The organism is Sinomonas flava, from assembly GCF_039531875.1.
GTDB classification, from domain to species: domain Bacteria; phylum Actinomycetota; class Actinomycetes; order Actinomycetales; family Micrococcaceae; genus Sinomonas; species Sinomonas flava.
The window spans coordinates 852,831-872,283 of the sequence record NZ_BAAAQW010000003.1 but is presented as its reverse complement, the minus strand read 5'-3'; the positions used below and the strand labels follow the sequence as shown (position 1 = coordinate 872,283).

Below are 19,453 nucleotides of genomic sequence, written 5' to 3'. Positions count from 1 at the left end.
CTGTTTCCGGGTTGCGGGGTTGGTGCGCAACGAATGCCACACTTTTGCACGCCTACGGTCGGCTGCCGCAGTGAGTGCGAAGCAACCGACAGCGTCCGCCGGTCCTGCGACTGCAGGTATCCGCGTGGGCGGAAGTTCAACGAAGTACGCAAGTACGAAGACGGAGCGAAAGTGCCTACTATTCAGCAGCTGGTCCGCAAGGGCCGCACGCCGAAGGTCTCCAAGACCAAGGCTCCTGCCCTCAAGGGCAACCCGATGCGCCGCGGCGTGTGCACCCGCGTGTACACGACGACCCCGAAGAAGCCGAACTCTGCTCTCCGCAAGGTCGCCCGTGTCCGCCTGACCGGCGGCGTCGAGGTCACGGCCTACATCCCGGGTGTCGGCCACAACCTCCAGGAGCACTCGATCGTGCTCGTCCGTGGCGGTCGTGTGAAGGACCTTCCGGGTGTCCGCTACAAGATCGTCCGCGGTGCCCTCGACACCCAGGGTGTCAAGAACCGCCAGCAGGCCCGCAGCCGCTACGGCGCCAAGAAGGAGAAGAAGTAATGCCTCGCAAGGGTCCTGCCCCCAAGCGTCCTCTCGTCGTCGACCCGGTCTACGGCTCGCCGCTCGTGACGCAGCTCATCAACAAGGTCCTCGTGGACGGCAAGAAGTCCACGGCCGAGCGCATCGTCTACGGCGCCCTCGAGGGTGCCCGCCAGAAGACGGGCGGCGACCCCGTCGCCGCGCTCAAGAAGGCCATGGACAACGTCCGCCCGACCCTCGAGGTCCGCTCCCGCCGTGTCGGTGGCGCCACCTACCAGGTTCCGGTCGAGGTCAAGCCGGGCCGCGCCACGGCGCTGGCCCTCCGCTGGCTCGTGGGCTACTCCAAGGCCCGCCGCGAGAAGACGATGACCGAGCGTCTCCAGAACGAGATCCTCGACGCTTCGAACGGCCTCGGTGCCGCGGTGAAGCGCCGCGAGGACACTCACAAGATGGCCGAGTCGAACAAGGCCTTCGCCCACTACCGCTGGTAAACCCAGTGCTCGCCGCCGGCTCCCAGTGAGCCGGCGGCGAACGTGCAGCCAATCAGGGACAAACAGGGAGACACCGTGGCACTCGACGTGCTTACCGACCTCAGCAAGGTCCGCAATATCGGCATCATGGCGCACATCGATGCCGGCAAGACCACCACGACCGAGCGCATCCTCTTCTACACGGGCGTGAGCCACAAGATCGGCGAGACCCACGACGGCGCCTCGACGACCGACTGGATGGAGCAGGAGAAGGAGCGCGGCATCACCATCACGTCCGCCGCGGTCACCTGCTTCTGGAACAAGAACCAGATCAACATCATCGACACCCCCGGCCACGTGGACTTCACGGTCGAGGTCGAGCGCTCCCTGCGCGTGCTCGACGGCGCCGTCGCCGTCTTCGACGGCAAGGAAGGCGTCGAGCCGCAGTCCGAGACGGTCTGGCGTCAGGCCGACAAGTACAACGTCCCGCGCATCTGCTTCGTCAACAAGATGGACAAGCTCGGTGCCGACTTCTACTTCACGGTCGACACCATCGTGAAGCGCCTCGGCGCCAAGCCGCTCGTCATGCAGCTGCCCATCGGCTCCGAGAGCGACTTCGTCGGCGTCGTCGACCTGCTGACCATGAAGGCCTTCGTGTGGCCCGGCGACGCCAAGGGCGACGTGACCATGGGTGCCTCCTACGAGACGCAGGAGATCCCTGCTGACCTCCAGGAGAAGGCCGAGCAGTACCGCCACGAGCTCGTCGAGGCCGTCGCCGAGGCGTCCGAGGAGCTCATGGAGAAGTACCTCGAGGGCGAAGAGCTGACCATCGACGAGCTCAAGGCGGGCATCCGCAAGCTCACGGTCAACTCGGAGATCTACCCGGTCTTCTGTGGCTCCGCGTTCAAGAACCGCGGCGTGCAGCCGATGCTCGACGCGGTCATCGACTTCCTCCCGTCCCCGCTGGACGTGCCGGCCATGATCGGCCACGACCCCAAGGACGAGTCGATCGAGCTCACCCGCAAGCCGAGCGAGGACGAGCCGTTCTCGGCTCTCGCGTTCAAGATCGCGGCGCACCCGTTCTTCGGCCAGCTCAACTTCATCCGCGTCTACTCGGGCAAGGCGACCTCGGGCCTCCAGGTCCTGAACTCGACGAAGGGCAAGAAGGAGCGCATCGGGAAGCTCTTCCAGATGCACGCCAACAAGGAGAACCCGGTCGACGAGGTCCACGCGGGCCACATCTACGCGGTGATCGGCCTCAAGGACACCACCACGGGTGACACGCTCTGCGACATCAACAACCCGATCGTCCTCGAGTCGATGTCCTTCCCGGAGCCGGTGATCTTCGTCGCCATCGAGCCGAAGACCAAGGGCGACCAGGAGAAGCTCTCCACCGCCATCCAGAAGCTCTCCGCTGAGGACCCGACGTTCACCGTCTCCCTCAACGAGGAGACCGGCCAGACCGAGATCGGCGGCATGGGCGAGCTCCACCTCGACATCCTCGTGGACCGCATGCGCCGCGAGTTCAAGGTCGAGGCCAACGTGGGCAAGCCGCAGGTGGCCTACCGCGAGACGATCAAGAAGAAGGTCGAGAAGGTCGACTACACGCACAAGAAGCAGACTGGCGGTTCTGGCCAGTTCGCGAAGGTGCAGGTCACTTTCGAGCCGCTCGATACCTCCGAGGGCACGTTCTACGAGTACGTGAACGCCGTCACCGGTGGCCGCGTCCCGCGCGAGTACATCCCGAGCGTGGACGCCGGCATCCAGGACGCCATGCAGTTCGGCATCCTCGCGGGCTACCCGATGGTGGGCGTCAAGGCGACGCTCGTCGACGGCGCCTACCACGACGTCGACTCCTCGGAGATGGCGTTCAAGATCGCCGGTTCGCAGGTGTTCAAGGAGGGCGCACGCCGCGCCAACCCTGTGCTCCTCGAGCCGCTCATGGCCGTCGAGGTTCGCACCCCGGAGGAGTACATGGGCGACGTGATCGGCGACCTCAACTCCCGCCGTGGCCAGATCCAGGCCATGGAGGACGCTGTCGGCGTCAAGGTCGTGCGTGCCCTCGTGCCGCTCTCCGAGATGTTCGGCTACATCGGCGATCTGCGTTCGAAGACCCAGGGCCGCGCTGTCTACTCCATGCAGTTCGACAGCTACTCTGAGGTCCCGAAGGCCGTGGCCGACGAGATCATCCAGAAGTCGCGCGGCGAGTAGTTCTGGACAGCGGCTCGCCTGCCGCCGTGGGTGCGGTCCTCACGGACCGGCACGCACGACGGCGGCGGGTCGCCCTCCGCGCGGAAGGCCTGCTTCCGCGTGATTTCACGAAGAAACACAGCCCACAGTAGACTTGCGAGAGTTTCAGTTGCGAAAGACGCGGCTGGAAGCAAGTCTTCTGAATCAGTTCTAGGAGGAACAAGTGGCGAAGGCAAAGTTCGAGCGGACCAAGCCGCACGTCAACATCGGCACCATCGGCCACGTTGACCACGGTAAGACGACGCTGACTGCCGCCATCTCGAAGGTGCTTGCCGACAAGTACCCGGACCTGAACGAGCAGCGCGACTTCGCGCAGATCGACTCGGCTCCGGAGGAGCGCCAGCGCGGCATCACCATCAACATCTCGCACATCGAGTACCAGACGGAGAAGCGCCACTACGCTCACGTCGATGCTCCGGGTCACGCCGACTACATCAAGAACATGATCACCGGCGCGGCTCAGATGGACGGCGCGATCCTCGTGGTCGCCGCGACCGATGGCCCGATGGCCCAGACGCGCGAGCACGTCCTGCTCGCCCGCCAGGTCGGCGTTCCGTACCTCCTTGTCGCGCTGAACAAGGCTGACATGGTCGAGGACGAGGAACTCCTCGACCTCGTCGAGATGGAGGTGCGCGAGCTCCTCTCCTCGCAGGGCTTCGACGGCGACAACGCTCCGGTCATCCGCGTCTCGGGCCTCAAGGCTCTCGAGGGCGACCCGAAGTGGGTCAAGTCGGTTGAGGACCTCATGGAGGCCGTCGACGAGAACGTTCCGGACCCGGTCCGTGACCGCGACAAGCCGTTCCTCATGCCGATCGAGGACGTCTTCACCATCACCGGCCGTGGCACGGTCGTGACGGGCCGCGCCGAGCGCGGTACGCTCGCCCTCAACTCCGAGGTCGAGATCGTCGGCATCCGCCCGATCCAGAAGACCACGGTCACTGGTATCGAGATGTTCCACAAGCAGCTCGACGAGGCGTGGGCCGGCGAGAACTGTGGCCTGCTGCTCCGCGGCATCAAGCGCGAGGACGTCGAGCGTGGCCAGGTTGTCGTCAAGCCGGGTTCGATCACCCCGCACACCGACTTCGAGGCGAACGTCTACATCCTCTCCAAGGACGAGGGTGGGCGTCACAACCCGTTCTACTCGAACTACCGTCCGCAGTTCTACTTCCGCACCACGGACGTTACCGGTGTCATCACCCTCCCCGAGGGCACCGAGATGGTCATGCCTGGCGACAACACTGAGATGACCGTTGCGCTCATCCAGCCGATCGCCATGGAAGAGGGCCTCGGCTTCGCCATCCGCGAGGGTGGCCGCACCGTTGGCTCGGGCCGCGTCACCAAGATCATCAAGTAGTCATCTCGCCTCAGAGGTACTACTGGTCCGAGGGCCGCACGGCCTGACGGCCTGATTCGAGAAGGACCCCGTCGCATCCGCGGCGGGGTCCTTCTCGTGTCTTTAGCCTCTGCGGAGGAGGCCCGCGCCGTCCATAGAATCCAGTCAGGACCACCCGTACCAGGGGGCTGACTGGAAGGGGGCCGTGGTGAAACGCGACGCCTATGACAAGGGCTTCCGGGCCGGCTGGCTCGAGGGCCACCGCGCCGGCTGGTTTGAGGGGCACCGGGCCGGTTGGTCGGACGGTGTCGCCTCCCGGCAGGCCGCGCCCGCAGGTCACCACCCCGCCACGGCCGACGAGCCGCTCCGGCCGCAGGAGCCTCGAGCACCCCATCCCGCAGTTATCCTCGCCCCGCCGGTGCAGGCCCCGCCGCTGCAGGGTCCTGTGCCGCCTAGCCCCGAGCAGCGGGCGGCCCAGGCCGAGGCAGACCGGAGGCGCCGCGAGCGGCGCGGGATCCAGAGCGCCAACATCGCCCTCTACGCGGCGTCGCTCCTCATCGTGGCCGCGGGGTCGCTGTTCCTGTACAGCGCCACGTCCGAAGGCGCCAGGCTCACCGGGCTGGCTGTGATCACGGCCCTCTTCTACGTCGCGGGCCTCGTCGTGCATGCGCGCTATGCGAGGCTCCGCCCCGCCGCCGTTGCCCTCACCGGCACTGGCCTGGCGCTGCTGCCCGTCACGGGGCTGGCCTTCGACCTCCTCGCGGTCCACGACCCAGCGGCGACCGTCGCCGTGACGAGCCTCATCGGGATCCTGGCGTACGGCCTGGCCGCGCTGCGGATCGAGAGCCGCGTCCTGGTGTTCCTCACGCTGGCCTTCTTCATCTCCGGGGCATGGTCCGGGGCCTCCGCGCTCGGCGGGCCGCTCGCCTCGGCGCTCGGGGCCGTCCTCGGGGTCTCGGCGCTGTTCGGCGCCGTCTCCCTGGTGCGCCCCGCCTGGGTTCCGCCGCTCGTCCTGCGGCCGATCGCCGTCGTCCATCCCTTCGTGGTCCCGGCGACCTTCGTGGCAGCCACCGTGTCCGCCGGGCGGCTGGCCCCGGGCCAGTACGCCCTGCTGGTGGGGATCATGGCCGTGTACCTCGGCATCGAGACATTCCTGCCCGGCGGTCTCCGTACGCGTCGGGCGGCGTGGTGGGGCGCACGGGCCCTGGGGTTCGTGGCGGCGGTGGGAGCCGTCGGCGACGCCGTCGACACGGGGGTGGTGCGCTACCCGAGCGCCGTTGACGCAGCCCTTGCCGCGGGAATCGTGGCGCTGGCCGCCGAGACCGCGGCAGTGTGCCTGCTCGGCAGGCGGCTCGCCGCCGCGCTCGGGCCGGCCAAGGGCACGGACCGCGTCCACAGGTTCGGCGTGGCCGAGCAGTCGGTCGCGGCGGGCTTCCAGATCCTCGTGATGCTCGTGGCGGTCCCGGCCGCGATAGCCGCGCCCGGAACGGCGGCGCTCGGCCGGATCGAGGTGGGAAGCGTCCTCGCGACGGCCGTCCTGATCGCGTCGTGGTACGGGATGCGCAGCGAGTTCCTGCCGGTGGCCGCGTTGCTCGGGGTGTGGACCATCGGGTCCGAGGTGGGGGAGACGTGGTTCGCCAGCGTGGCGGCGGCCTACGCCGTGTACTTCGGGGTCCGCGCGGCCTGGCCGGCTCCGCTGGTCGGTGACGCCGGCCGTCCGGCCGGGAACGAGGGCTACTGGAGGCGCGGGCACTTCCTGACGGCGTCCGGGCTGGTCTCGATCGTCGCGGTCGCGGCGCTCGTCGATGCCGGCCTCGCCGCGAGCGACGCCGCGGTCCGAGTCGCCTCTGTCGCGCTGTCGGTGGTGTTGACCGCCGTGGCCGAGCTTCTCGTCGTCGCGGTCCTCGGATTCCTCGACCGGCCCGCCCGCTGGAGGCCAGGCCTCGTCGCTGTCCTCGGGATGGTCGCGGTCGCGGCACTGGCGGTCGTCGCGGCCGCCGAGCGGGACCCGGGGAGTTGGCGGTACTCGCTGGCGGTCTCGGCGGTCTGCGCCGGGAGCCTGGGCCTCTCGGCAGGGCTCGTGCTCGTGCCGTCCGACGCAGCCCGTCGCGCCGTCGGGGCAGGGCCGATAACCGTCGGCGAGCTCGCTCCGCCGCTCCTGCTCAGCGCGGCCACGCTGACCGCCCTCGTCCAGGAGCGGTGGTGGGGCGCCGCCGTCGTGCTCACGGTGCTCGCCGTCGTGCTCGGGGCCTGCGCCCGGCGCACGGCACGCGCCGGCCGGCTCTGGCCCTACGTCTGGCTCGCGCGGACCGCTGGCACCATCGCTGTCACCGTGGCCTTCCACGCCCTCCTCGCGGACGGCCTCCATCCGGCCGTGGCCGGCGAGGCGCTGACCGAGTGGCACATCGTGGCCGCGGCAGCCCTGCTCCAGATGGCGGTGCCGCTCGGGGCCGACGCCGTCCGCCGGGCCCGCGGGGGATCGTTCGAGTGGGCCCTCCAGGACTCCTCCACCACGCTGACGGTCGCCCTGTTCGCGGGTGTGGTCCTCCGCGCGGGGGATGTCGTCGGCGGTCGCGCGACGTCGCCGCTCACGGCGGGGTTCGTCGTCGCCCTCGGCGTGGCCGCCGCAGCCGCCGGTCTGATGCTGCACGCCCGCAGGGCTGCGGCAGGTTTCGGGGCGGTCGGCCTCGTCGCGACCTGGCTGCTCGCCGGCGAGGACCTGCGGCTGATCGAGGTCCTGCTCGGACTGTTCACGGTCTACTCGGCCCTCATGGTGCTGCTCGCCCCAAGCCGCCGGCTCAAGGGAGCCCACCTCGTCGCGGCCCGAGCCCTCCCGCTGGTCCTCGCCGCCGTGATCACGTGGGATGCCGCCGCCTCGGTCGCGATCACGCACCTCGTCCTGGCGCTCGGGCTCACGGCCCAGCACGCGGTGCGGGCCCTGCTCGGGCGGCACGCGGACATCCCCTTCCAGAGGGCCGCGTACTGGTCGGGGCTCGCCGCGCAGCTGGCGCTGCCGTTCGCCTACGGGGCCGGGAACTGGCGTGAACCCGAGGGCGGACGCTGGGTGCTCCTCCTCGAACTGCTGCTGGTGGTGCTCAGCGCCGCGGCGACGGCCCGCACGCACCGTGGCGCAGCGCAGGTAGGTGTGGTTGCGGCCGCGCTCGCGCTCGTCGCGGCCAGCCCGTTCCTGGCCTTCGCCGAGGGCACGGCCCTCGCCGATCCGCTCGTCACCACCGCGGGCCTCATCCTGATCGCATCTGCCCTCGCGGCGGTCCATGTTGTCGGCATGGCCCGGTGGGGCGAGTCGGGGCCCGAGGGCTGGCCGCGGCCGTGGACGACGGGCGCGGCCGTGTTCGCCGTCCTGGCCTTCGCGGTGGCGAGCGACTACGCGCCGCGTTCCGAACTCCACGAGCACTGGCTCCTCGGGCTCGCGTACGGCGTCTGCGCGGCCGTGCTCGTCGCCGTCAGCTACGTCTGGGCACGCGTGCGTGCCGTGCCTGCCGTCAGCTTCCCGCTCGGTGTGCTGCTGACCCTCGGGGCCGGCAGCTGGACCGCCCGCAGCGCGTTCGACGGCGTCGCCGCGCCCTGGCATGAGCCGCTCGTTGCGCTCGTGGGCACGCTGGTGCCGGCGGGCCTCTGGCTCGCGGCCCGTTGGGCCGGTGTCTGGGCGGGCGACATTGGTGCGCGCCTCGCGCGGTCCGCTCGCCTCGGCGAGCCGCTGCGCCGCTGGACGATTCTGGCAGCATCAGTCGGAGCGCTCGGCGTTGCGGGCGGGACGTCGTGGAGTGCGCCGGCCAGCATCGTGCTCCCAGTCCTCGCTGCGGCCCTGGTCGCGGTGGTCGTGGCCGAGCTCGCACCCGGGCACCGCAGACTCGCTGTGGAGCTCGGCGCGGTCCTCGCCACGGCAGCGGTGCAGCGTGCGATCCTCTCCGCGGACATGCACAGCCCCGTCTGGCTCGAACAGTGGAGGGAAGCGCTGGTCGATCGTGGCGCCGCCCGCGCCTTCTGGCTCGGCCAGTGGTACGTCGTGGTCACCGCGGGTGTGGCGCTCCTGCGCTATGTCGCCCGGTCCCGCGACGAGGAGCCGCGGGCGATGGCACCGCGGATCTGGCTCGGGGCTGCCGCGGCGCAGCTGAGCTTCTGGGGCCTCGGCACTGCGCTGTACGGGGACACGGCGGAGCAGGTTTGGCTGCTCGTGGCGTTCGCCGCGCTCACGGGGTTGGGCGTGGTCTTCGGCGAGCGGCCGTTCGCGGTCTGGGGCGCCCTCGGCGTCCTGGCCTGCATCCTGTGGGCCGTGCGCTCCTACGCCTACGCGCTCCTGGGCGTGCTGGGGCTCGCGCTCATCGGCGCGGCCATCTGGTGGCTCGCGCGCAGGCCCCGTGCGCCCCGCCCCGGGGAGTGAGGGGCTAGGCGGCGCTCTGGGAGCCCGCCCGGGTCCGGGCCAGGCGCCGCAGCCAGTAGTAGGAGGCCTTGGGAGTGCGCTCGAGCGTGGCGAAGTCGGTGTGCACGAGGCCGAACCGCTGGCTGTACCCGGCCGCCCACTCGAAGTTGTCCATGAGCGTCCATACGTACCAGCCCCTCAGGTCGACGCCGTCGGCGGGACCGCCGGGGGCTACGGCGTCAAGCGCCGCGCCCAGATGCGAGGCGAGGTAGTCGATCCGCTCGTCGTCGTACAGCAGGCCGTCCGCCTGGGCCGGCTCGGGGAAGCTCGCGCCGCTCTCCGTGATGTACACGGGCGGCAGGGCGTCCCCGTAGCGCTGCTTGAGCTCTCCGAGCACCACACCGCAGTACTTGGGGGAGATGGGCCACCCGAAGCCGGTGCTCGCATGCTCGGGGAAGTCGGCGAGGTGGAACGGGACCTTCTTCATCGCCTTCGTGGGCTTGACACCCTCAGGGGTGGGCCCCGGGCCCGAGCGGATGCGGGCCGGGTAGTAGTAGTTGACGCCGTAGAAGTCGAGCGGCTGGTGGATCGTCGCCAGGTCCTCGGGCCGGGGGTCCCGGAGGGCGTGGAAGAACTTGCGCGCCATGAGCGGCGGCTTGGGATAGCGGCCCAGCAGTACGGGGTCCGCGTAGAGCCTGTTGACCATGAGGTCGACGACGCGGGCGTGGATCCAGTCGAGGGGGTTCCGGCCCGCAGGGTGCACGGGAGCATGCATGTTCGTGATGCCGATGGCCCCTTGGGTGCCCGAGGCTCGCAGCGCCTGCACCGACAGGCCGTGTGCGAGGAGCTGGTGGTGGACGGCTGGCATCGAGTCGAACAGGAGCTGCTTGCCCGGGGCGTGGATGCCCACCGCGTAGCCGTTCAGCGTCACCGAGACAGGCTCGTTGAGGGTGATCCAGCGATCGACCCGGTCGCCGAAGCGCCGCCCCGCCTCGGCCGCGAACTCGCCGCACCGCAGCGCGGTCTCCCGGCTCAGCCACCCGCCGTCGTGCTCGAGGGGGAGCGGGGTGTCCCAGTGGTAGAGGGTGGCCATGGGGGAGATGCCGCGCGCGAGCATCGCGTCGATCAGCCGGTCGTAGAAGTCCCAGCCCTTCTGGTTCCAGGCGCCACGACCATCCGGCTGGACGCGCGGCCACGCGATCGAGAAGCGGTAGGAGTCCACCCCGAGATCCCGGATGAGGTCCAGGTCCTCGCCGACACGGTGGTAGTGGTCGCAGGCGCGCCGCGCGTTGTCGCCGTGCGCGATGGCCCCCGGGCGTTCGGTAAACTCGTCCCAGCCCGCCGGCCCGCGCCCGTCCTCGTCCACGGCGCCCTCGATCTGGAACGCGGCTGTCGCCACTCCGAGCGTGAAGTCCTCGGGGATCCTGGCGGCCAGGACCTCGACGGCGGAGGCCCCCGGCGCTGTCGGGTCGCGGTCCGGTTCCGGGGTGGGCGACTGGTCCGCGGGGAGCATGGGACCAATCATCCTCAGCGAGTGCCGTGAGAGCAAGATCGCGTTTCCGGCTCCCCGGCCCCCGTCCGGCGGCCGTGCGAGCCTGTCCCGTGCCCCCGATTGGCATGCTGCGCAGATCTCTGGCAGACTAGATGAGTTGTTCAAGCGCTCCTTCGTGTCCCGATCCGGATAATGCCGGATGCGGGGGCCAGGCTGGGGCCCAAATATGACCCACCTTCGCGAACGAGGCTAGGGGTACGTGCGCGCACACAGTGCGACACGCCCGACCGCGGGGGTCGGAGAGGTCGACTGTCTGAGGAACCCGGGGGACCGGATTCAGGCAGTGCGGCCCGTGGTGGTCTCGACCTTGAATGCTTCGGCAGCCACAGCCAACAGAAAAGTGCAGTGCTAGACAGACGAAAGCGAGTCAGGCGATATGGCGGGACAGAAGATCCGCATCCGGCTGAAGTCGTACGACCACGAGGTCATCGACACTTCGGCTCGGAAGATCGTTGAGACGGTCACGCGCGCAGGCGCAACGGTGGTGGGCCCCGTCCCGCTCCCGACGGAGAAGAACGTGTACTGCGTCATCCGTTCTCCGCACAAGTACAAGGACAGCCGTGAGCACTTCGAGATGCGCACGCACAAGCGGCTGATCGACATCATCGACCCGACGCCCAAGGCCGTCGACTCGCTCATGCGTCTCGACCTGCCGGCCGACGTCAACATCGAAATCAAGCTCTAGTAGGGAGGTGCTGAGAGAACTATGACCGCAACCCGTACTGTGAAGGGCCTGCTGGGCACGAAGCTCGGCATGACCCAGGTCTGGGACGAGAACAACAAGCTCATCCCCGTCACTGTCGTTAAGGCCGACTCCAACGTCGTCACCCAGCTGCGCAACGCCGAGACCGACGGCTACACCGCCGTCCAGATCGGCTATGGCCAGATCGACCCGCGCAAGGTCAACAAGCCGCTCACCGGCCACTTCGAGAAGGCCGGCGTGACCCCCCGCCGCCACCTCGTCGAGATCCGCACCGCCGACGCCGGCTCCTACGAGCTCGGCCAGGAACTCGCCGTCGCGCAGTTCGAGGCGGGCCAGAAGATCGACATTGTCGGCACCACCAAGGGCAAGGGCTTCGCCGGTGTCATGAAGCGTCACGGCTTCTCCGGCGTCGGCGCCTCGCACGGTGCCCACAAGAACCACCGCAAGCCCGGTTCCATCGGTGCCTGCGCCACCCCGGGCCGCGTCTTCAAGGGCCTCCGCATGGCCGGCCGCATGGGCAACGTGCGCCACACGACGCTCAACCTCACCGTCCACGCCGTGGATGCCGAGAACTCGCTGCTCCTCATCAAGGGCGCCCTCCCCGGTGCCCGCGGCTCGGTCGTCCTCGTCCGCTCCGCCGTGAAGGGAGCCTGAACTCATGGCTAACGCAACTGTCAAAGTTGATCTCCCCGCCGAGATCTTCGACGTCCAGACGAACGTCCCGCTGCTCCACCAGGTTGTCGTCGCCCAGCTGGCCGCTGCACGCCAGGGCACGCACAAGGTGAAGACCCGCGGCGAGGTGGCCGGTGCCGGCCGCAAGCCGTTCAAGCAGAAGGGCACTGGCCGCGCCCGCCAGGGTTCGGTCCGCGCTCCGCACATGACCGGCGGCGGCGTCGTCCACGGCCCCGTGCCGCGCGACTACAGCCAGCGCACCCCCAAGAAGATGAAGGCCGCTGCGCTCCGTGGCGCCCTGTCGGACCGCGCCCGCAACGGCCGGATCCACGTCGTCGAGTCCCTGGTCTCCGGTGACAAGCCGAACACCAAGGCCGCGCTCGGCGTCCTGCGCGCCCTCTCGGAGCGCAAGAACCTGCTGGTCGTCCTCGACCGCAACGACGAGCTCGCCGCCCTCTCGGTGCGCAACCTCACCGAGGTGCACGCGCTGTACGCGGACCAGCTCAACACGTACGACGTGCTCGTCTCCGACGACGTGGTCTTCACCAAGGCCGCTTTCGACGCGTTCGTCGCATCGAAGTCCCAGAACGAGGAGGGCTCCAAGTGAGCGCAGCCACCTACAAGGACCCGCGCGACGTCATCCTCGCGCCAGTCGTCTCCGAGAAGAGCTACGGCCTGATCGACGAGGGCAAGTACACCTTCCTGGTGGACCCGCGCTCGTCCAAGACCGAGATCAAGCTCGCGATCGAGAAGATCTTCTCGGTCAAGGTCGACTCGATCAACACCCTCAACCGTGCTGGCAAGCGCAAGCGCACCAAGTTCGGCTGGGGCCAGCGCAAGAGCACCAAGCGCGCCATCGTGTCCCTCAAGGACGGCGCGACGATCGATATCTTCGGCGGTCCGCTCGCCTGAGCGGAGACCACTTTAACGAGGAACAGGTAAATGGCAATCCGTAACTACAAGCCGACCACCCCGGGCCGCCGCGGCTCGAGCGTGGCCGACTTCGCAGAAATCACGCGCTCGACGCCGGAGAAGTCCCTGGTTCGTCCGCTCCCCAAGAAGGGCGGCCGCAACAACTCCGGCAAGATCACCACGCGCCACAAGGGTGGCGGGCACAAGCGCCAGTACCGTCTGATCGACTTCCGTCGTCACGACAAGGACGGCGTCGACGCCAAGGTCGCGCACATCGAGTACGACCCGAACCGCACCGCGCGCATCGCGCTGCTGCACTTCGTGGACGGCACCAAGCGCTACATCATCGCGCCCAACAAGCTCTCCCAGGGCGACATCGTCGAGTCCGGCCCGGACGCCGACATCAAGCCCGGCAACAACCTGCCGCTGCGCAACATCCCGGTCGGTACGGTCATCCACGCGGTCGAGCTCCGCCCGGGCGGCGGCGCCAAGATGGCCCGCTCCGCCGGCGCCTCGATCCAGCTCGTGGCGAAGGAGGGCAAGTACGCCCAGCTCCGCCTGCCGTCGGGCGAGGTCCGCAACGTCGACGTCCGCTGCCGCGCGACGGTCGGCGAGGTCGGCAACGCCGAGCAGTCGAACATCAACTGGGGCAAGGCCGGCCGCATGCGCTGGAAGGGCGTCCGCCCGACCGTCCGCGGTGTCGCGATGAACCCGGTTGACCACCCGCACGGTGGTGGTGAGGGCAAGACCTCCGGTGGCCGTCACCCCGTCAACCCGAACGGCAAGCCCGAGGGCCGCACCCGCCGCCCGAACAAGGCGAGCGACAAGCTCATCGTCCGTCGTCGTCGTACTGGCAAGAACAAGCGATAGGAGCCTGGACACATGCCACGCAGCCTGAAGAAGGGTCCTTTCGTTGACCAGCACCTCTTTGTGAAGGTCGCCAGGGAAAACGATAAGGGCACCAAGAACGTCATCAAGACCTGGTCCCGCCGCTCGATGATCATCCCCGACATGCTCGGGCACACGATCGCCGTGCACGACGGGCGTAAGCACATCCCGGTCTTCGTCACCGAGTCGATGGTCGGGCACAAGCTCGGCGAATTCGCCCCGACGCGGACTTTCCGCGGCCACGTGAAGGACGACAAGAAGGGCAAGCGCCGCTGACCCCCTGCCTCACGGCAGCAGCAGCGCTGAGCTCTGAGAAAGAGAAGGAAAGCAATGGAAGCCAAGGCAATTGCGCGCCACATCCGCGTAACGCCGATGAAGGCCCGGCGCGTCGTCAACCTTGTTCGTGGCAAGCAGGCGAATGAGGCTCTGGCGATCCTGAAGTTCGCCCAGCAGGCGGCTTCGGAGCCGGTGTACAAGGTCCTCGCATCCGCGATGGCCAACGCCCGTGTCCTCGCCGACCGCGACGGTGTCGCGTTCGACGAGAGCGACCTCTACATCTCTGAGGCGTTCGTCGACGAGGGTCCGACCATGAAGCGGTTCCAGCCGCGCGCCCAGGGCCGCGCCTACCGCATCAAGAAGCGCACCAGCCACATCACCGTGGTCGTCGCGACGCCCGAGAACGAGGAGGCCCGGTAAATGGGACAGAAGGTCAACCCGCACGGGTTCCGACTCGGCATCACCACCGACCACGTCTCGCACTGGTTTGCCGACAGCAACAAGCCGGGTCAGCGCTACAAGGACTTCGTCCGTGAGGACGTCAAGATCCGCCAGCTCATGACCAACGGCATGGAGCGCGCCGGCATCGCCAAGGTCGAGATCGAGCGCACCCGCGACCGCGTCCGCGTGGACATCCACACGGCCCGTCCGGGCATCGTGATCGGCCGCCGCGGCGCCGAGGCGGACCGCATCCGCGGCGAGCTCGAGAAGCTCACCGGCAAGCAGGTCCAGCTGAACATCCTCGAGGTCAAGAACCCCGAGGTCGAGGCCCAGCTCGTCGCCCAGGGCGTCGCGGAGCAGCTCTCGAGCCGCGTCGCGTTCCGCCGTGCGATGAAGAAGGCCATGCAGTCGGCGCAGCGCGCCGGCGCCAAGGGCATCCGCATCGCGTGCTCCGGCCGTCTCGGCGGCGCCGAGATGTCGCGCTCGGAGTTCTACCGCGAAGGCCGTGTGCCGCTGCACACCCTGCGCGCGAACATCGACTACGGCTTCTACGAGGCCAAGACCACCTTCGGCCGCATCGGCGTGAAGGTCTGGATCTACAAGGGCGATGTGACCTCCAAGGAGCTGGCTGCCCAGGCCGCCGCCGCTCCGTCCCGCGGCCGTGGCGACCGCGGCGACCGTCCGGGTCGCCCCGGTGGCGAGCGCCGCCGTCGTCCGTCTGGCGACCGCCAGCAGCAGTCCTCGGCTCCCGCCGAGACCGCCGCTCCGGCCGCCGAGGCCGCTGCCCCGGCAGCAGAAGGAGGAGAGGCTTAAATGCTTATCCCGCGTCGTGTGAAGCACCGCAAGCAGCACCACCCGGGTCGTTCCGGCGCTGCGACCGGTGGCACCAGGGTCACCTTCGGCGAGTACGGCATTCAGGCCCTCTCCCCGGCGTACGTGACCAACCGTCAGATCGAGTCCGCTCGTATCGCCATGACCCGTCACATCAAGCGTGGCGGCAAGGTCTGGATCAACATCTACCCGGACCGTCCGCTGACCAAGAAGCCTGCCGAGACCCGCATGGGTTCCGGTAAGGGTTCGCCGGAGTGGTGGGTCGCCAACGTCAAGCCCGGCCGTGTGCTCTTCGAGCTCTCCGGTGTGTCCGACGAGGTGGCTCGCGAGGCCCTGCGCCTGGCCATCCACAAGCTCCCGTTGAAGGCGCGCATCGTGCGCCGCGAAGGTGGTGAATGAGAATGGCAGTCGGTTCGAAGGATCTGACGGCTGAGAAGCTCGACCAGCTGGACAACGAGCGTCTCTTCGAGGAGCTCAAGAAGGCCAAGGAAGAGCTGTTCAACCTGCGCTTCCAGTCGGCCACCGGCCAGCTCGAGAACCACGGCCGCCTGCGCGCCGTGAAGAAGGACATCGCCCGCATCTACACGATCATGCGTGAGCGTGAGCTCGGCATCCGCGCCGAGGCGGCCCCAGCCGTCGTCGACGCGAAGGACGAGAAGAAGGCGGCGAAGGCCGAGAAGAAGTCCGCCAAGGCTGAGGCCGAGGAGGACGCCAAGTGAGCGATCAGGAGAACAAGGTGACGGAGAACTCCGTGACGGAGAACGCCGCCGCCGAGCGCCAGCGCGGTTACCGCAAGACCGCCCGCGGCTACGTCGTGTCCGACAAGATGGACAAGACGATCGTCGTCGAGGTCGAGGACCGCGTGAAGCACTCGCTGTACGGCAAGGTCATCCGCCGCACCGAGAAGCGCAAGGCCCACGACGAGAACAACACCGCCGGCATCGGCGACCTCGTTCTCATCGCGGAGACCCGCCCGCTGTCCGCCACCAAGCGGTGGCGCCTCGTCGAGATCCTCGAGAAGGCCAAGTAAGCCTCCTCGCGTTTCTCGCGGATATGCCGGAAGGCCCGTTCCCCTCGTGGGGGCGGGCCTTCCGCCGTCTCGGGGGCGCACGACGGCGGGTGCGCGGCGGGGGCGGGGGCGTCGCCGCCGTCGGAAGCGCGCCTATCGTCGTGCAGTGCCACCGTGGAGCGCTTGATGACGACTGCTGAACTGTCAGCCAGCATCGGCATTTCTCCTCCACAACCTTCTTGGGCGGAGTGTCGTCCACATAGGGCGTACCACGCCCCGGGGCCACGGCGATGGACGCGAGACTCGGGTCATGGACCCTCTTGGCCACCTCATCGACACTTCGCGCCGTGAGCTTCAGGGTGGGGCTTCCGATCCTCGTCGGCTCTTCGCCTCTGGTGCCATCTCCCGACTACGCCGGGGGTTCTATGTACCGACGGACCTATGGGTCAGCCTCGAGGTTCACGACCGGTTTCTGCTCGTGCTTGCAGCCCACGCCCAAGCCAATCCTGACACCGTGTTCTGTGGGGAGACGGCGCTGTTCCTCCATGGCATCCCAACGGTCAAGGCTCCCGTGGCGGTAGAGGTCGCAACGCCGACGACGAGCCGACTGGGGGTGCGCCCGAGTACGTTCGAGGCTCGCGGAGACGGCTGCCTCGCCGCCAAGGCACGCGAGCTCGGCGGGCACCCGATCCGTCGCCACCATCACGATGACATCGAACCTGTTACCGTCGGAGAGTTCGCGACAGTCCCTGTGGCGCTGGCCCTGGTTGAGGTGCTCGCTGCCGGCAAGTTCGCCCGCGGACTCACTGTCGCCGACGGCGTCCTCCGGCTGCAGCCAGATGTGCCGCTCCTTGACCGATCCGACGTGGTCGCGGCCATCAGCAACCTTCCACATCGGTCGCACCGGCTCAGGTCTGAGCTCATCGCTAGCCTTGCCCGATCGGGGGCCGAGTCGCCCGGTGAGTCGGTCGGACGAGCCCTCATGCATCTCTTTGGTTTCCCGGAACCGAAGCTGCAGGTGGCGCATTACGACGCTCTCGGCTTCGTGGGCAGGACCGACTATTACTGGGGTCAGTCGGAGGCCGAATGCGCCGTGCATTCGCGCGAACGGTTGGACCCCGTAGGTGAGTTCGATGGCTGGGGCAAGTACTTCCGCCGAACGATGACACGTGGTGAGGACCCCCGGGAGATCATCCGCCGGGAGAAGAGGCGGGAAAATCGCCTGCTCGGGCTCGGGCATCCAGTGTTGCGGCTGGACTGGCTGGATCTCGAACGCCCCGCACAGTTCCGGGCAAAGCTGCGGGCAGTGGGTCTTCGGCCAACGGGCAGTGCCGCTATGGCCGACAAGCGCTCCTGAAGCGCGCTTGTCCGCGGTAGCGGCACTGGCGGGGCCAAAGGGCCTTAGGGAAGGCGGCTCCTGCAAACCCCGCGGATGCTCGAAGAGTGTCGCGCCGGCGAAACCGCGTGTGAGGGCCCCTGGCTAGAGTCCTAGAGCGGCCGCGGCCCCACGCTCCCCGGGGATGCGGGGTGGACAGCGGCGGCGTGGTACGATATTGAGCTTGTACGGCTGGCTTCGCCATGCCGTGACAAACCTCGTGAACCATCGTGCCACCGCATAATGCCCTTCTGCCGAAGGGGAGCGCCCCGGCGCTGCTCTTTCGCAGCAGGAAGGGGACACATGCGCGTGGCACGGCGATTCAGGCCCGTTCTGGCGACATCCAGGCGGGTCGAGAGACACCCCATCAACCGTTCCGCAAGGCTCGCTCTGCAGCAGGACCGCAGTGCGAGAACCGGCGAGACGTAAGGAGTAAAAGTGATTCAGCAGGAGTCGCGGCTCAAGGTCGCCGACAACACGGGTGCCAAGGAAATCCTTACCATCCGCGTTCTCGGTGGATCCGGCCGCCGCTACGCAGGCATCGGCGACGTCATCGTCGCCACCGTCAAGGACGCTATCCCTGGCGGCAACGTCAAGAAGGGCGACGTGGTCAAGGCCGTCGTCGTCCGTACCAAGAAGGAGCGCCGTCGTCCGGACGGTTCCTACATCCGCTTCGACGAGAACGCGGCAGTCATCCTCAAGAACGACGGCGACCCCCGTGGCACGCGTATCTTCGGCCCGGTCGGCCGCGAGCTGCGCGACAAGAAGTTCATGAAGATCGTCTCGCTGGCTCCGGAGGTGCTCTGACTCATGGGCGCAAAGATCAAGAAGGGCGACCTGGTCCAGGTCATCACCGGCACCAAGCAGGACAAGGGCGGTGACAAGGGCAAGCAGGGCAAGGTCCTGAAGGTGTTCCCAACCGAGAACCGTGTTCTCGTCGAGGGCATCAACCGTGTCACCAAGCACGTCAAGGCCGGCCAGACCCAGCGCGGCACCAAGACCGGCGGCATCGAGCAGGTCGAGGCCCCGATCCACATCTCGAACGTGGCCCTCGTGGACCCCGAGACCAAGAAGCCCACTCGCGTCGGCTTCCGCCTCGAGACCGTGGAGAAGGACGGCGTCTCCAAGACCGTCCGCATCCGCTACTCCAAGGCCACCGGGAAGGACATCTGATGACTGAGACTGTCGAGACTCCGGTCAAGGTCGTGCCCCGCCTCAAGGCGAAGTACGCCGAGAGCATCAAGCAGGCCCTCCAGGATGAGTTCAACTACGAGAACGTCAACCAGGTCCCGCGCCTGGTCAAGGTTGTCGTGAACATGGGCGTCGGCGACGCCGCCAAGGACTCGAAGCTCATCGAGGGCGCTGTGCGCGACCTGACCCTCATCACGGGCCAGAAGCCGCAGGTCGTCAAGGCCCGCAAGTCGATCGCCCAGTTCAAGCTCCGTGAGGGCATGCCGATCGGCGCCTTCGCGACGCTCCGCGGCGACCGCATGTGGGAGTTCGTGGACCGCCTCGTGTCCCTCGCCCTGCCCCGTATCCGCGACTTCCGCGGTCTCTCGGGCAAGCAGTTCGATGGCAACGGCAACTACACGTTCGGCCTCACCGAGCAGGTGATGTTCCACGAGATCGATCAGGACAAGATCGACCGCCTCCGCGGCATGGACATCACGGTCGTCACGACCGCCAAGACCGACGACGAGGGCCGTGCGCTCCTGAAGCACCTCGGCTTCCCGTTCAAGAACGAAGACTGAATCACTACGTGAAAGGTCCGCGCCGCACCGAGAGCAGCAGGCTCCCGGGCAGGGCGGAAACCGTCATGAGGAAGGGCACGAGCC

General features: G+C 68.2%; 21 protein-coding genes. 20 read left to right on the top strand and 1 reads right to left on the bottom strand.

Annotation, left to right across the window (positions count from 1 at the left end; genetic code table 11):
* Positions 1-171 precede the first annotated feature (171 nt).
* The 5 genes from rpsL (at position 172) to ABD298_RS06690 (ending at position 8,980) form a co-directional block, all read left to right on the top strand.
* The gene (gene rpsL, locus ABD298_RS06710) at positions 172-546 is read left to right on the top strand and encodes a 30S ribosomal protein S12 (RefSeq protein ID WP_077490633.1); all 375 of its coding nucleotides are present in this window, start codon (positions 172-174) and stop codon (positions 544-546) included.
* Positions 546-1,016, top strand: a complete 471-nt coding sequence (rpsG, locus tag ABD298_RS06705; RefSeq protein WP_077490634.1) for a 30S ribosomal protein S7 — start codon at positions 546-548, stop codon at positions 1,014-1,016. Before rpsL ends, rpsG begins: the two co-directional genes overlap by 1 nt.
* A gap of 75 nt (positions 1,017-1,091) precedes the next feature.
* Positions 1,092-3,206 carry an elongation factor G gene (gene fusA / locus ABD298_RS06700; protein ID WP_344298850.1) on the top strand — a complete coding sequence of 705 codons (2,115 nt, stop codon included), beginning with the start codon at positions 1,092-1,094 and terminating at the stop codon, positions 3,204-3,206.
* A 202-nt stretch (positions 3,207-3,408) separates the two neighbouring features.
* Positions 3,409-4,599, top strand: coding sequence for an elongation factor Tu (gene tuf / locus ABD298_RS06695; protein WP_208709963.1), 1,191 nt, complete (start codon positions 3,409-3,411; stop codon positions 4,597-4,599).
* Between the two features lie 187 nt (positions 4,600-4,786).
* Positions 4,787-8,980 carry a hypothetical protein gene (locus ABD298_RS06690; RefSeq protein ID WP_344298849.1) on the top strand — a complete coding sequence of 1,398 codons (4,194 nt, stop codon included), beginning with the start codon at positions 4,787-4,789 and terminating at the stop codon, positions 8,978-8,980.
* Between the two features lie 4 nt (positions 8,981-8,984).
* Here ABD298_RS06690 and ABD298_RS06685 read toward each other — a convergent pair whose 3' ends face one another.
* Positions 8,985-10,472, bottom strand: coding sequence for a GH1 family beta-glucosidase (locus tag ABD298_RS06685; protein WP_344298848.1), 1,488 nt, complete (start codon positions 10,470-10,472; stop codon positions 8,985-8,987).
* 415 nt (positions 10,473-10,887) lie between these two features.
* Between ABD298_RS06685 and rpsJ the strand changes: the two genes are divergently transcribed.
* The 15 genes from rpsJ to rplE all read left to right on the top strand — a co-directional run bounded on the left by rpsJ (position 10,888) and on the right by rplE (position 19,369).
* Positions 10,888-11,196, top strand: coding sequence for a 30S ribosomal protein S10 (gene rpsJ, locus ABD298_RS06680; RefSeq protein ID WP_043119398.1), 309 nt, complete (start codon positions 10,888-10,890; stop codon positions 11,194-11,196).
* A gap of 21 nt (positions 11,197-11,217) precedes the next feature.
* Complete coding sequence (gene rplC / locus ABD298_RS06675) at positions 11,218-11,868, top strand: 50S ribosomal protein L3 (protein ID WP_344298846.1); 651 nt, start codon at positions 11,218-11,220, stop codon at positions 11,866-11,868.
* A gap of 4 nt (positions 11,869-11,872) precedes the next feature.
* Positions 11,873-12,493 (top strand): 50S ribosomal protein L4, encoded by a 621-nt coding sequence (gene rplD / locus ABD298_RS06670; RefSeq protein ID WP_344298845.1) that lies wholly within the window; start codon positions 11,873-11,875, stop codon positions 12,491-12,493.
* The gene (gene rplW / locus ABD298_RS06665) at positions 12,490-12,798 is read left to right on the top strand and encodes a 50S ribosomal protein L23 (RefSeq protein WP_208709955.1); all 309 of its coding nucleotides are present in this window, start codon (positions 12,490-12,492) and stop codon (positions 12,796-12,798) included. Before rplD ends, rplW begins: the two co-directional genes overlap by 4 nt.
* Positions 12,799-12,828: 30 nt before the next feature.
* The gene (rplB, locus tag ABD298_RS06660; RefSeq protein ID WP_208709953.1) at positions 12,829-13,668 is read left to right on the top strand and encodes a 50S ribosomal protein L2; all 840 of its coding nucleotides are present in this window, start codon (positions 12,829-12,831) and stop codon (positions 13,666-13,668) included.
* Positions 13,669-13,680: 12 nt separating this feature from the next.
* On the top strand, positions 13,681-13,962 hold the full coding sequence (rpsS, locus tag ABD298_RS06655) for a 30S ribosomal protein S19 (protein ID WP_208709951.1): 282 nt from the start codon (positions 13,681-13,683) through the stop codon (positions 13,960-13,962).
* Positions 13,963-14,016: 54 nt separating this feature from the next.
* On the top strand, positions 14,017-14,382 hold the full coding sequence (rplV, locus tag ABD298_RS06650; RefSeq protein ID WP_208709949.1) for a 50S ribosomal protein L22: 366 nt from the start codon (positions 14,017-14,019) through the stop codon (positions 14,380-14,382).
* Positions 14,383-15,216 carry a 30S ribosomal protein S3 gene (rpsC, locus tag ABD298_RS06645; RefSeq protein ID WP_208709947.1) on the top strand — a complete coding sequence of 278 codons (834 nt, stop codon included), beginning with the start codon at positions 14,383-14,385 and terminating at the stop codon, positions 15,214-15,216.
* The gene (rplP, locus tag ABD298_RS06640) at positions 15,217-15,633 is read left to right on the top strand and encodes a 50S ribosomal protein L16 (protein ID WP_344298844.1); all 417 of its coding nucleotides are present in this window, start codon (positions 15,217-15,219) and stop codon (positions 15,631-15,633) included.
* A 2-nt stretch (positions 15,634-15,635) separates the two neighbouring features.
* Complete coding sequence (rpmC, locus tag ABD298_RS06635; protein ID WP_208713058.1) at positions 15,636-15,953, top strand: 50S ribosomal protein L29; 318 nt, start codon at positions 15,636-15,638, stop codon at positions 15,951-15,953.
* Between the two features lie 17 nt (positions 15,954-15,970).
* Complete coding sequence (rpsQ, locus tag ABD298_RS06630) at positions 15,971-16,264, top strand: 30S ribosomal protein S17 (RefSeq protein ID WP_344299065.1); 294 nt, start codon at positions 15,971-15,973, stop codon at positions 16,262-16,264.
* Positions 16,265-16,553: 289 nt separating this feature from the next.
* Positions 16,554-17,600, top strand: coding sequence for a type IV toxin-antitoxin system AbiEi family antitoxin domain-containing protein (locus ABD298_RS06625; RefSeq protein ID WP_344298843.1), 1,047 nt, complete (start codon positions 16,554-16,556; stop codon positions 17,598-17,600).
* Between the two features lie 456 nt (positions 17,601-18,056).
* The gene (rplN, locus tag ABD298_RS06620; protein WP_208709939.1) at positions 18,057-18,425 is read left to right on the top strand and encodes a 50S ribosomal protein L14; all 369 of its coding nucleotides are present in this window, start codon (positions 18,057-18,059) and stop codon (positions 18,423-18,425) included.
* Between the two features lie 3 nt (positions 18,426-18,428).
* The gene (rplX, locus tag ABD298_RS06615) at positions 18,429-18,791 is read left to right on the top strand and encodes a 50S ribosomal protein L24 (RefSeq protein ID WP_208709937.1); all 363 of its coding nucleotides are present in this window, start codon (positions 18,429-18,431) and stop codon (positions 18,789-18,791) included.
* Complete coding sequence (gene rplE / locus ABD298_RS06610; protein WP_208709935.1) at positions 18,791-19,369, top strand: 50S ribosomal protein L5; 579 nt, start codon at positions 18,791-18,793, stop codon at positions 19,367-19,369. Before rplX ends, rplE begins: the two co-directional genes overlap by 1 nt.
* Positions 19,370-19,453 lie beyond the last annotated feature (84 nt).